This window comes from Paenibacillus sp. NMA1017, assembly GCF_058895805.1.
Genome location: NZ_JBZXYR010000001.1, coordinates 460,108 through 472,859, shown reverse-complemented (window position 1 = coordinate 472,859; position 12,752 = coordinate 460,108). Strand labels below are relative to the sequence as shown.

Annotated in this window: 10 protein-coding genes, 1 pseudogene and 1 other annotated feature (1 of these 12 running past the window's edge); of the genes and pseudogenes, 10 read left to right on the top strand and 1 reads right to left on the bottom strand. The window is 43.9% G+C overall.

All coding sequences use genetic code 11. The features are described from left to right. Nucleotides 1–84: a binding site (T-box leader), on the bottom strand (it extends 155 nt beyond the left edge of the window). Between the two features lie 189 nt (nt 85–273). Then, nucleotides 274–882 carry a DUF1349 domain-containing protein gene (locus AC5ELV_RS02160; RefSeq protein ID WP_493428956.1) on the top strand — a complete coding sequence of 203 codons (609 nt, stop codon included), beginning with the start codon at nt 274–276 and terminating at the stop codon, nt 880–882. A gap of 95 nt (nt 883–977) precedes the next feature. Beyond that, a pseudogene (locus tag AC5ELV_RS02155) lies at nt 978–1,690 on the top strand (DUF1361 domain-containing protein). Between the two features lie 57 nt (nt 1,691–1,747). On the opposite strand, the gene AC5ELV_RS02150 reads toward AC5ELV_RS02155, so the two are convergent. Continuing rightward, nucleotides 1,748–2,677: an ArsR/SmtB family transcription factor gene (locus AC5ELV_RS02150; protein ID WP_493428955.1), complete on the bottom strand. Its 930-nt coding sequence runs from the start codon at nt 2,675–2,677 to the stop codon at nt 1,748–1,750. A gap of 508 nt (nt 2,678–3,185) precedes the next feature. On the opposite strand from AC5ELV_RS02150, the gene AC5ELV_RS02145 reads away from it, so the two are divergent. The 8 genes from AC5ELV_RS02145 (at nt 3,186) to AC5ELV_RS02110 (ending at nt 12,733) form a co-directional block, all read left to right on the top strand. After that, on the top strand, nt 3,186–4,529 hold the full coding sequence (locus AC5ELV_RS02145; protein WP_023988070.1) for an ABC transporter substrate-binding protein: 1,344 nt from the start codon (nt 3,186–3,188) through the stop codon (nt 4,527–4,529). A gap of 93 nt (nt 4,530–4,622) precedes the next feature. Beyond that, nucleotides 4,623–5,513 (top strand): carbohydrate ABC transporter permease, encoded by an 891-nt coding sequence (locus AC5ELV_RS02140; RefSeq protein ID WP_013309768.1) that lies wholly within the window; start codon nt 4,623–4,625, stop codon nt 5,511–5,513. A gap of 27 nt (nt 5,514–5,540) precedes the next feature. After that, nucleotides 5,541–6,383 (top strand): carbohydrate ABC transporter permease, encoded by an 843-nt coding sequence (locus AC5ELV_RS02135; protein WP_029516751.1) that lies wholly within the window; start codon nt 5,541–5,543, stop codon nt 6,381–6,383. 80 nt (nt 6,384–6,463) lie between these two features. Further along, nucleotides 6,464–7,849, top strand: coding sequence for an arabinan endo-1,5-alpha-L-arabinosidase (locus AC5ELV_RS02130; RefSeq protein ID WP_493429337.1), 1,386 nt, complete (start codon nt 6,464–6,466; stop codon nt 7,847–7,849). A gap of 37 nt (nt 7,850–7,886) precedes the next feature. Then, the gene (locus tag AC5ELV_RS02125) at nt 7,887–8,858 is read left to right on the top strand and encodes a glycoside hydrolase family 43 protein (RefSeq protein ID WP_493428954.1); all 972 of its coding nucleotides are present in this window, start codon (nt 7,887–7,889) and stop codon (nt 8,856–8,858) included. 235 nt (nt 8,859–9,093) lie between these two features. Continuing rightward, nucleotides 9,094–9,438, top strand: a complete 345-nt coding sequence (locus AC5ELV_RS02120) for a DUF3024 domain-containing protein (RefSeq protein ID WP_493428953.1) — start codon at nt 9,094–9,096, stop codon at nt 9,436–9,438. 327 nt (nt 9,439–9,765) lie between these two features. Continuing rightward, nucleotides 9,766–11,874: a class I SAM-dependent methyltransferase gene (locus tag AC5ELV_RS02115; RefSeq protein WP_493428952.1), complete on the top strand. Its 2,109-nt coding sequence runs from the start codon at nt 9,766–9,768 to the stop codon at nt 11,872–11,874. Between the two features lie 205 nt (nt 11,875–12,079). After that, complete coding sequence (locus AC5ELV_RS02110) at nt 12,080–12,733, top strand: hypothetical protein (protein WP_493428951.1); 654 nt, start codon at nt 12,080–12,082, stop codon at nt 12,731–12,733. The last annotated feature ends 19 nt before the right edge of the window (nt 12,734–12,752 follow it).

Below are 12,752 nucleotides of genomic sequence, written 5' to 3'. Positions count from 1 at the left end.
CTACCCTCGGAATGTTGGCTTTCACCTGCCCCAACTCTCTGCAAATCCGCTGTATAGCTTACTCGTTCTCGTCATTGAAATTTGTTACCGTATCAAGTTAGGTGTAATTATAAGCACAACATTTCAGGATGGCAAGTCTTTTTTTATAAACTTTAAAGACACATCATCATCATTGACGACTGGAAAATAACGTATATAGTGGTATCAAGGGGATTATTGCCCCAGATTTCAATGTGTTATATGACTATATTGGCAGAGAGGAATGGTATCCATATGAACGTATTTGAACGCTTTAGCGGTGAAGTTTTGCCGGCGGATTGGAGCTGGATCAATGAGCCGGCTGAATGGAGATTCGATGATTCCAAGTCTTTGCAAATTTCTGCACCTTCGCAGGCAGATTTCTTTAGAGATCCGTCCGGCGCAGAGACTAAATCATCCGCACCCTTTCTGCATACAACGCTTCAAGGTGATTTTACAATATGGACGAGGGTTCGTGTTGATATGAAGCAGCCTTATGATTCAGGATGTTTGATGATGATGGTGGATGATACCCATTGGGCTAAGCTGTGCTTTGAATACTTTGAAAGTACTCCATCTATTCTTAGTGTGGTCACACGGGAGACATCCGATGATTGTATCTCTGGGGGGATGGACGTGCCCAATCCGTATTTACGAGTGGCACGAGCTGGAAATTGCTTTGCATTTCATTATTCATCAGACGGTCAACATTGGAAGCTGGCGAGGTATTTTGGTATGAATGTTCCTACCCAGCTAAAAGTCGGAGTTGTTGCTCAATCCCCGGTGGGGGAGGGCTGTTCTGTTACCTTTGATGCCTTGACGATAACAAACCATGTATCCGAGGACATACGAAACGTGGAGTAAACAGACAAAGAGCCTCTTTCTAAATAGGAAAGCGCTATAAAATAGGTCTTAAAAAGACGTATATACGCAAACTCAGGCAGGAGGTAGATGGAAACTTGCTGTTAAGAAGGAAGGGTTACAAGCTGCCCGACTTGTTGGGGGTGTTGCTTGTAGCTACGTTGGGCTGTTTCGGACTCATTATGTATTTACAGTCCACAAGCGGAACGAGGATATATCAAAATTTCTGTATTGGGATATATTCCTGGCCTGGGTTCCGGTCTTTATCACTCTGGGAATGATGGCATTATCCAGACTGCGAAGTACAAAAGTGAGAAGTATACTTTTATTCTTATCCTCAATTGTATGGTTGTTTTTTCTGCCGAATGCTCTTTATCTGGTGACTGAATTACTCCATGCGTTTCGTTTTTACGATGTGAATCCTGATACACGTTTCTGGTTGAATACACAATTTTGGCTAATCTTATTTACGTCTTTTTCAGCAGCAGGGCTTGGCCTTTTTCTTACATCCCTTTGTGTATTGGTGATCCACCATATGCTGAAGAGGATTTGTTCAGGTGGGCTCGCATGGGCTGTAGTTTTTGTGTTGTTGTGGCTAGCCAGCATAGGCGTATATATAGGCAGATTTGCTCGCTGGAATAGCTGGGATGTATTATTGCAGCCACTGATGCTCCTTACGGATATTTGGAGATGGGGAGTACATGCAGGACCAAGGCTTCATTTGCTGTCCTTTTGCTGGCTGGTGTTTGGGATAGTAGTCATTTTTTATTTATTGATCTATATCTCTTTAAGTAAGAGTCAGGATGTTTAGGCCGAGGACATGTATTCAATGAATACAGGCTTCGGCCTATTTTTTACATGTAGAGTGTCAGGAGTTGGTGTTGTCCTCCCCGTGCACATCGTAAAGTACGCGTACAAGCAGATCCTGACTGAAATTCCCGAATCTTTTGCCAAAAATAGTGAGCCCTCCTTTGTTTTCCGATTGATCGGTTACAGATAAACGGAGTGTAATATCGCTTTTATAGTTAAGGTTAATATCATCTATTGTGACCTCGGAAATGCGACACCCGTCAATGAAGCTGCCATGCTGATTGATGCGAATTAATTTGAGCATACCATATTGATTTAAATGCGGTGGCCACCAATCTGGATTCAGAACCCCGGATACTTCACCAAAATCTCCGGCGCTGGTCCAGTGCCCAATAGGGATACCATTGATATGAAAACAAATGTCGGAGGGATATTCCTCACAATAGCAGGGTGCTTCTGAGCCCAGTTCTGCGGAGAATTGAATTTCTTTAAAGGATTGATTCGCTTTCAGATAGTTGGGGATGCGGTATTCCAAAAAGCCTTCGGCCATCCAGATCATTTCCGACTCCAGCCGCCCGGGATCTGCAAAATAGCGTGGATCATCAAAATCGCCGATAATGCTGTCTCGGGTCACCAATCCACAAGTGGGGGACGCTTGGTAGTTACTATAATGACCTACGCGAATCTCAACCTCATACACATTTTTTTGTTCTCTGCTGCGCAAGTCTACCATCAGCTTATCCTTGTTCAAATAACACATTTTTCGGGTACCGTGCTTGCCACTCACAGTATTGATCTCGACAAGGCCGCATTCTTCCAATTTTCGAATATGCATTGTAATGGTACCGTTGCTCAAATTAAGTTTGTTGGCAATGTCATTCATACTTTGTCCCTGATAGGCAAGTAATTCGAGAATTTGAATGCGGATTTCTGAACCCAGTGCTTTAAAAATATCTAATCCTGACATTAAGTCCTTAATATAAATCATAGCTATAGACCATCCTTTTCTATAAAAATTGTGATGTAAGCGCTTATATATTTACTTTGATTTATGTTAAAATAAAATCAAAAAGAAGTAAACTGCTTTTTTGTAAATTTTTTTTACTAAATAAAGAGGGGGGCGAAGTGGACTCCAAATTAGAGATTATTTCATAAATAAATCGTATTTAAGTTTATTTATTTGGTTTTAGATGAAAAAATAACTTAAATACGATTTAATTTTGCTTTCTATGTTACTCAAATCTATGTTTTATAATTATTTAAAAAGATTGAAAAATACATTGACGAACCGAGGAAGGGCATGCTATATTTTGTTTGTAAACGAATTCATTATTGATAAAGAGAAATGTTAATTATATGGTACATGAGAGGGATGATAATCACAGCGGCAATCAACAACGGGTTGTGTACCGCACAGTTAAGGATTAGGCCGAGTGGTATGAAGTTATTTTAGCACCAAATGTATGCGGTTTCATTTAAATTTAGGAGGGGTCGCGTTGATAAAGAAAAAAGGTTTTGCAATAGCAATGGTTGTTCTGTTGTTAATGATGGCTGCATTGACTGGTTGTGGCGGGGGAAGTTCCAGTAGTGATGGAAGCAAGGAACTGACATTCATGTTCCGTGGTGGAACAGATGAGCAAAAGGCTTATAAGGAAGTAATTAAGAAATTTGAAGCGGAACATCCTGGCGTAAAGGTTAAAATGGTCGTGACAGCAGCGGACCAATATGCTACAAAGCTTAGAGCTGCGATCACAGGAAATAATCTTCCAGATGTTTTTTATTTTAACCCTGGAGATGTGAAAGCTTATGTAAACAGTGGGGTGCTGAAGAACCTCACCCCTTACATTGAGAAGAACAAGGATATAAACCTAGATAACATTTGGAAATACGGTGTGGATTTATATCGCTATGACGGTAAAATGGCCGGTCAAGGAGATATTTACGGTATGCCGAAGGACTTGGGTCCATTCGCACTTGGCTACAACAAAACGATGTTCGAAAAAGCGGGCGTGCCTTTGCCTGATAAAGACAAACCGTATACATGGGATGAGTTCATCAAGGTCAACCAAGAGTTAACCAAAGATACAAATGGTGACGGCAAGCCGGATCAATACGGTACAGGTTTTAACGTTCAGTGGGCATTGCAAGCGTTTGTATGGAGTAATGGGGCGGATTGGCTGGATGAGAGCAAAACTAAAGTAACGGTTGATGATCCGAAATTTGCGGAAGCGCTTCAGTACTTTGCTGACATGCAAAACAAATATAAAATCACCCCTGGTATTGAACAATCGCAAACATTGGACACATACCAACGTTGGATGAAGGGCGAAATGGCATTCTTCCCGGTAGGTCCTTGGGATATGAGTACATTTGAAAAACTGCCATTCGAATATGATTTGCTGCCGTTCCCAGCCGGATCGACTGGAAAATCGGCAACATGGATTGGTTCCCTGGGTATCGGTGTTTCCTCTAAAACAAAATATCCAGATGAAGCTGTAGAACTGGTTAACTATCTGACGACTTCTAAAGAAGGAATGAAGCAGCTGGTAGATGCCAAGGTACAAATTCCGAATCTGCTGGACATGGCTGATGAATGGTCCAAAGATACGAAAACCAAGCCTAACAATAAACAGGAATTTATTGATATCGTAAATGACTATGGACGCTCATTACCAGGCAACTATACGTATAACGCAGAATGGTATGATATTTTCTTCACAGATATTCAGCCTGTACTGGACGGTAAAATTACGGCGGCAGATTATCTGAAGCAAGAACAACCGAAGATGCAGAAACTGCTGGATAAAGCGGTGGAGCAAGAGAAAAAATCACAGAAATAATGCGTAAATAGAGGAAAAAAGGATGATGTTAGTGGCTAAATATCATGCTGCTAACATCATCTTCATTCCAAATTAGAAACAGAGGTGAGCCCTGTGATAACCAAATCTAATCTCTACCGCAAAGAGAAGGTATATGGATACTTATTTATTCTTCCACCTATTCTCGGTCTGCTAATCTTTACGTTATTCCCGTTTGTCTATTCATTATACGGCTCTTTTACAGACTGGGACGGATTGGGACAAATGAACTTTATTGGTCTCGACAATTTTAAAGATTTATTTAGCGATGAGCTCTTTTATAAATCAATGTACAATACTCTTTTCTTAATGTTAGGTATTCCAATCGGTCTTGTACTAGCTTTACTGCTGGCACTAGGTTTGAATCGCAAGATTCCAGGTACGACAACATTTCGTGTGATTTACTATATCCCGGTTATTTCTTCGTTGGCTGCCGTTTCTATTATGTGGAACTGGGCATACAACGGAGACTATGGTTTGGTGAACCAATTCCTCGAAATATTCGGTATTAAGGGTCCTAACTGGCTGATGGATAAGGATACGGTCAAACCGGCCTTGATTCTCATGACCGTCTGGAAGGGTCTCGGATATACGATGCTGCTATATTTGGCAGCCCTGCAAAGCGTATCTCGCTCTTATTATGAAGCAGCAGAGCTAGATGGAGCTAGCGGATTCCAGATGTTCCGCAATATTACATGGCCAATGGTGAAACCAGTAACTTTCTTCCTGGTCGTAACTAATATCATTGGTGGTTCGCAAATCTTTACTGAAATGAACATTATGACACCTACAGGGGGTCCGGAATACTCATCGGCCTCAATCGTCTTTTATATTTGGGATAAGGCATTTAAAAACCTGCAAATGGGATATGCCTCCGCGATGGCTATGATTCTCGGCATCTTCATTTTTATCGTAACTTTGATTCAATTCAAAATGAATGAAAAATCGTCCTTTGATGGGGATTGATTTTCGCGGAAAGGAGTGAGTCTGATTATGTCCCATAGTCAAAAAACGAAAGTTACCAATATCATTATCTTTATTGCACTAGCGATTGGAGCGATTGTGATGATCGCACCGCTACTTTGGATGCTGTCCACTTCGGTGAAAGAAAAGCAGGATGTCTTTGCTCTTCCACCAGTATGGATACCAGAGGTGTTCCAGTTTGGCAAGTATAAGGAAATTTGGGAAGCAGGGCCTTTGTTAAGCGGGATCAAGAACAGCGTGATTGTGGCTGTAAGTGTTACCGTTGTAGGTACCTTTACATCCAGTGTGGCCGCTTTTGCATTTGCTAAGCTGAGATTCCCTCATAAAAACAAACTGTTTTTGGCACTCATCGCATCTATGATGATTCCATACCCAACGGTTATGATTCCACAGTTTATGATGTTTTCCAAACTTGGCTGGGTCGATACACTTTTGCCTCTGATCGTTCCGGGTTTGTTCGGAAATGTAGTTATGATCTTTTTCCTGCGGCAGTATTTACTCAGTGTGCCGGATGCCATTATCGAAGCTGCCAAAATTGATGGAAGCTCTTATTTCCGACTCTATTCGTCGATTACGTTCCCGCTCATTAAGCCAGCTGTTGCGGCACAGCTTATTTTATGGTTCATGGGGATTTGGAACGATTATTTGGCACCGATTATTTACTTGAACTCACCAGAAACGCAGACACTGCAGCTGGTTATCGCGAATTTTAATGCGACTTACGCCATTCAGACGGACTATCCGCTTATAATGGCAGCATCAATTATAGCCTTGTTACCTGTACTGATTATATTCCTGATCTTCCAGAAACAAATTATTGAATCGGTTGCTATTTCGGGTGTCAAAGGTTAATTGACACTTGGAGGGTACGCATGAATGATGTAAGGCAGTCACAATATGAAATGGGTAAAGGAAGGAGGAGAATAACAGTTATGGTTATGCTGCTCATGCTGGGTCTTTCTGGCTGTGGGGATAACACTCCGGACCCTGTGTATCCGCAGGCTCCGCCTCCCGATCACTTGTATGATCAAAGTACGATTAACGATGAACAGCGCTGGACGATTAACAATGCTCATGACCCTGCGATTCTCAAAACAGATCAAGGCTATTATGTCTACTCGACGGATGTAAAGACAGGTGGAGAATTAAGACCTGGTGTCATGGTACGCAAATCGACTGATCTGATTCACTGGAACTGGGTTCAGTATGCACTCCCCGGCATTCCAAAGGAAGCGGAGGCGTGGTCATCAGCAACCAATCTGTGGGCACCGGACATCATCAAGATGGGTGATACCTATCGGATGTATTACTCCGCTTCTACCTTTGGCAGCACACGGTCAGCGATCGGATTGCAGACATCCAGCTCCCCGGAAGGTCCTTGGAAAGATGAGGGGCTGGTCGTTAAAACGGGAGAGCATGACAAGCTGAATGCGATTGATGCCAATCCGGTGCTGGATGCAGAGGGAAATCCATGGATGGTATACGGCTCTTTTTTCGGAGGAATTTATATTACACCGCTCGATCCCCAGACTGGAAAGCTCAAAGAATCTGGCTATGGTAAAAATATCGCTGCCAGAGATCGGGCAACTGAGGACGGTGCTGTAGAAGGGCCTTACATTGTGTACAATCCAATGTTCCGTAAATACTACTTGTTCGTCTCGTATGATTCTTTGTTTGAGGATTACAATGTTCGCGTTGCCCGCTCAGATTCTATCACAGGTCCTTATGTGGACATGAATGGACATGATATGGCAGATACCAGCTATTTGCCTCAATACGAGATTGGAAACAAGGTATTGGGCGGTTATCGGTTCAGCGAAGGAGAAGGCTGGGTTGCGCCAGGTCACAATTCTGTCCTGAAGGACGGTGCGGATTATTATATTGTACATCATGCGCGGGGAGAAACGGACAAGAGCTGGCCGTACCTGCATGTACGCAAAATATTATGGACGGCAGAGGGCTGGCCGGTCGTCTCTCCGGAGCGCTATGCGGGCGAAAAGGAGCAGGATATACCCAAAAGGCTATTATCCGGCAACTGGGAGCGCATCGTGATAAGGCAGGAAGTAGACGGCCAGGTGGAAGCTGAACCGCTCCGTCTGGAAGATGGAGGGCGGGCAACCAGTGGTTCTCTTGAAGGTCACTGGAGCTTTGATGGCAAGCGTACTCTAACAATGGATTGGAGCGATACGTCCGAAGGAACAAAGGAAGAATTGTTATTGCTTCCTTCATGGGACTGGGAGCTTGGTCGCCATACTCTAATTTTCACGGGTATGAATAAAAAGGGAATTTCCATCTGGGGAAAACGTATCAGCGATTAATTGTATGAACTACATACACATAGAGGAGAGGATATCCATGAATCAAACTGTACCCTTAAATAATCCGGTCATTGAGCAACGGGCAGACCCTTGGATTTACAAGCATAGTGACGGATACTATTATTTCACCGGATCTGTGCCAGAGTATGACCGCATTGAGGTTCGACGAGCAAGTACTATTCAAGGCTTGAGTACAGCAGAGCCTGTCGCAGTGTGGCACAAATATGAATCGGGCCCGTTAAGTGCGAACATTTGGGCACCGGAAATTCATTATATTAACGACAAATGGTACATTTATTTTGCAGCAGCTCGTACAACAGAAACGAAGGAAGGCCTGTTCGACCATCGGATGTTCGTGCTGGAAAATGATTCAGCTAATCCTCTGGAAGGGGAATGGGTGGAAAAAGGACAGATCAAAACCCGTTGGGAGACGTTCGCTCTCGATGCGACAACCTTCCAGCATAATGGAGTTCTGTATTATGTGTGGGCTCAGAAGGACCCTGACATCGTCGGTAATTCCAATCTGTATATTTCTGAAATGAGCAATCCATGGACGCTGCGCGGTGAGCAGGTCATGATCTCCACTCCTGAATATGATTGGGAAATCATCGGTTTTAAGGTGAATGAAGGAGCAGCGGTTCTGAAACGGAACGGACGGATCTTTATCAGTTATTCAGCTAGCGCTACAGACCACAATTATTGCATGGGCTTGTTGACAGCAGATGAGAATGCGGATTTACTTGATCCGAAATCATGGACGAAATCACCTGAGCCGGTATTCTGCACGAATGAGGAAACAGGACAATTCGGGCCAGGTCATAACAGTTTTACGGTTGCTGCTGACGGTAGCGATGTAATCGTATATCATGCCCGGAATTACAAGGAAATTACAGGTGACCCGCTGTATGATCCGAATCGTCATACACGTGTTCAGCCGTTCAACTGGAAGGAAGATGGAACACCTGATTTTGGTATTCCAGTACCAGATGGCGTTTCTGTTGATAATTAAGCGAAATCTATTATAGGTGGTTGACGTATTGCACAGCCGCACTGTAACTTTCTAGAAATCATATGCAATTATGATTCGGCTGCGCATAACAAGAGTAATAAGATATCTTCTAAGCCTTCAGGCTGGAGGATATCTTTTTGCTTTTGGGACGGCAAGGAGGACTCTTTTCAAAAACTTCGATTTCTGCTATATTTAAATCGTAATATTTACGAATTGATCAAGGGGTGGAAATCTCGTGAACGAGCGGATTGATCCGTTTACCGTTAAAAAGGTTGAATACCTGCTGAATGGCTATATTGCGCTAAAGGTGCCAGGCTACGTACGTTCTGACGTGCGGCTCATTTATCAAATAGAGGATAACTGTTTGATCTTGACGGAGGAAAGGCCTTCTAATAAAACGGAGTCGTGGGATCGCACGGACATTGTCCAATTTCGCTGGGAGGAGAATCATTGGCATGTATATGCCCGGCAAGAGGCTGAAAGCTGGCAACGCGTAAAAGAGATTGCACCTAATCCGTGCTTTGAAGAACAGCTCAAACAGGTAGAAATAGATCAAGCAGGTATTTTTTGGACAGGTTAACGATGTGCAGAATGATAAGTTCGGAAGATGGAGGTAGTGGGAGTCTTCCCGTTAAACTGTATATGGAAGTAAATAGGCTGACCGTAATTCCTTATGTGGAAGTTACGGTCATTTGTTTTGTCTGAGGTGGCACTGTCTAGTGCACTTGAGGGTTATGTATGCGTTTGGAAAGTATGTCAAGCGGTTGATTAATACAAATGTTTAATATTTTCCACGAGATGGAAGCTACAAATGTATGGTAAAGTGTAGTATATACAAAGGTTTTATCCAAATGTCTTATCCAAAGTCTCTTGTGCATACCGAATCCGAATCACACGAGGTGAGAAAATGCTGCAATCGTTAAAAGCCATTGCTAATTACAGGAAAGAAAATGATTTGGCCTGGGATACACCGACTTGGTTAAAGCTGCTTGTTTCGGCTGAGGAGCGTATTGTAAATTTGGAACGCATTCGATCCATAGGTGAGTTAAAGGATGCCAATCCTGTACTAGATTACGTGGAGCGTACGTTGCTTATTTTGGACGGACTTCCATTGTCATTCTGGGTTAAAGAGCTACTGGAGGATGTATTGGTATGGTCTGAGACAGCCAAAGGAGGCACAGTCCGCGAACGGCTACGCTGGCAGCATGAGGGCATTAATTTATTTGTACATAATATCGGCTCCTCCCAACTGTATGTCAGACAGGCCCAAGCGGAGTCACCTGCTTACCCGCGCAATAGCATGACCCGAATTCTGATTGAGACGCATGGATTGATCGGGCAATATATACGGGGAGAAATTCCTTTTGCGGAAAATCGACTGCTGCTTGAAATTACTCGTAAGGGCTGGTTGAGCCCTGAGGAACTGGAGCTTGTTTTAAGGGCTCTGAACGAGTGTATTATCGCCGGGGTAGAACCTGCATTATGGGACCAAGTACGCAGTGAAGTGGAGCAACTAATCGGCTGGATTGCATGGGATAACGCACCTGTAGTCTGGAGTGTAAAGGAACGACTGGAAAGATTACGGTCGGTTTCGATTCATGAAGGGGAGCCGTTCGAACAGGCTTACGCAGAACTAGAGCGGGAGTTGAATGTAGAGAAGGCGCTGGCTCCGTTGGAGAATCGGACACTTTGGTATGTAGAATCAGCTTTACAGGATTTTTCACTTCAAGAACTGGTAAAGGTATTCTTACTCACATTGAGGGATGGCACGGGGCAAGAACAGCCTGCAACCGTTCGCCATATCAGTTTCGAATCGCTCATGAATACGATGTATTATGACTATCGTGGTGTCAAGAAAATTAACGTATATAAAAAACGAATGATAGAAAAATATTTAAGCGCACTGTCTTGGCAGGACATCGCAAAAGGGAAACGGAAGCATAATCCTCATTTGAGTGTGATCGTGGAGCATAAAGAGGAGCTACCGAGTACTGTATTTTTTAATTTTGTATTTTCATCTGCGGCTGAGAAACTAATCGATTTTTGTATTGAGGCAGAAAAAACGCCTCTGTATGACAAAGCAGTCCTACTGCTGTTCGATCTGTTCGGGTTACGGCGTGATGCTTATGATCGCTTTCACAATGAGGAAACGTATCTTACAGATATGAACCAGACCGTAGATTACAAAAGGGTTATTTTGGATTACGTGACTGGAACCCGCATACTGGATATTGGACCCGGCGGGGGCGTGCTGCTGGATCTGATCGAACAGGAAAGACCAGATGCGAAGCCATTAGGTCTTGATATTTCTGTGAATGTCATTGAGGCACTTAAACGTAAAAAGCAATTGGAGCGCCATCGTTGGGATGTCATCAAAGGAGATGCGCTTCGTTTGGAGGAATATGTGGAAACGGGGAGTATGGACACGGTCATCTTCTCTTCGATTCTTCACGAGCTCTATTCCTACATCGAACGAGATGGAATTCGGTTCAATCCACAAACGGTGGAGGCTGCTTTGCAGAGCGCCTATCGTGTGCTTGCACCCGGTGGGCGTATCATCATTCGTGACGGTATTATGACCGAACCAGTAGAGCAGCGCAGACGAATTCGATTCTTGGAGCCGGATGGAATGGAATGGCTGATGCGGTATGCGCAAGATTTTGCGGGCCGCCACATTGAAATAGAGCGTGTGGGTGAGCATGAGGCTGTTTTGTCAGTGAACGATGCGATGGAATTTCTATATACCTATACATGGGGGGCGGAAGCCTATGTGCATGAAGTGCAGGAGCAGTTTGGTTATTTTACCCCGTCACAGTATGAAGAGTGTATCCGTAACACACTTGGATCACAAGCGATTATCCGGGTGAGTCGCCACTATTTACAAGAGGGCTATGCCGAGGCGCTGTCCAGCCGTGTTGAGTTCATGGATGAGCAGGGCCAGCGGGTTCCTTTGCCAGACAGCACCTGTCTGATCGTGATTGAGAAGCCGAATAATAGGGCTGGAGTTGCTGAATGATTCTTAATTTAAACAAGAGAATGCCTTCTGATTTGTGCCAAGCACGATTAGAAGGCATTTTTTAGAAAGCTATGCATTCAAATATGACCGTGCAGCGTATACCGAAGCCAAAGTACCGTTCATTCGGCAGATGATTGAGCAGGCGAAGCTTGAAAGTATAGGCAGGGACAGATGAATTCTTAGTACGCAAGGACAAGGTGGAGGAATGATGAAGAATATGATGCTTGATGCACAGCTAACGCCGAATGGTCTAAAAGATAGAATGCTGCTGCTGTCAGCGCTGGACATTATATTGTCTCCAGAAGATTGGTTACGCACGTATCGTATGCAGTCTGAATGGTCTGTTGATGTGTGCCTGGGTGAGGTGAACAACGGCGCTGGAGATACGATTCATTTGCTATGGACGCGTGGAGGTGTACTGTTGAAGGGTTTTGACCACGAATCCCCTGTAAGTCCTCATGCGAGAGATGAATATGAGGTCTGGCCGGGCATGTACGACGGTGTGCCTGATGATATGATGGAGCTTTTGGAAGACGAAGCGCTGGAGAAAGAGAACGTTACCTTTTGTATGTGGAGGGAAGCGGGAGATAAGGAGTGGAGTATGGGCAACGCGAACTTTCCTGAGGGATATGACGATGGATCATCCTTTTTGCTGGGGAAAATTATAGTTACACCGGAGGAATATCAGGATTGGGCTGAAAGTTACTATGAGTTGCCGATTTCTCTAGGAGTGGTAGGCCAGATTTTCAACGGCGTTCCGATCACTGCACAGATGATCTCTGCGCTTCATCCACAGCGTAAAGTTACGGAAGCGATAAAGGAACTAAAGCAGCTTGGCGTTCAAGTGCATGAAAGCTAAGAATACAGATTTGTTTTTC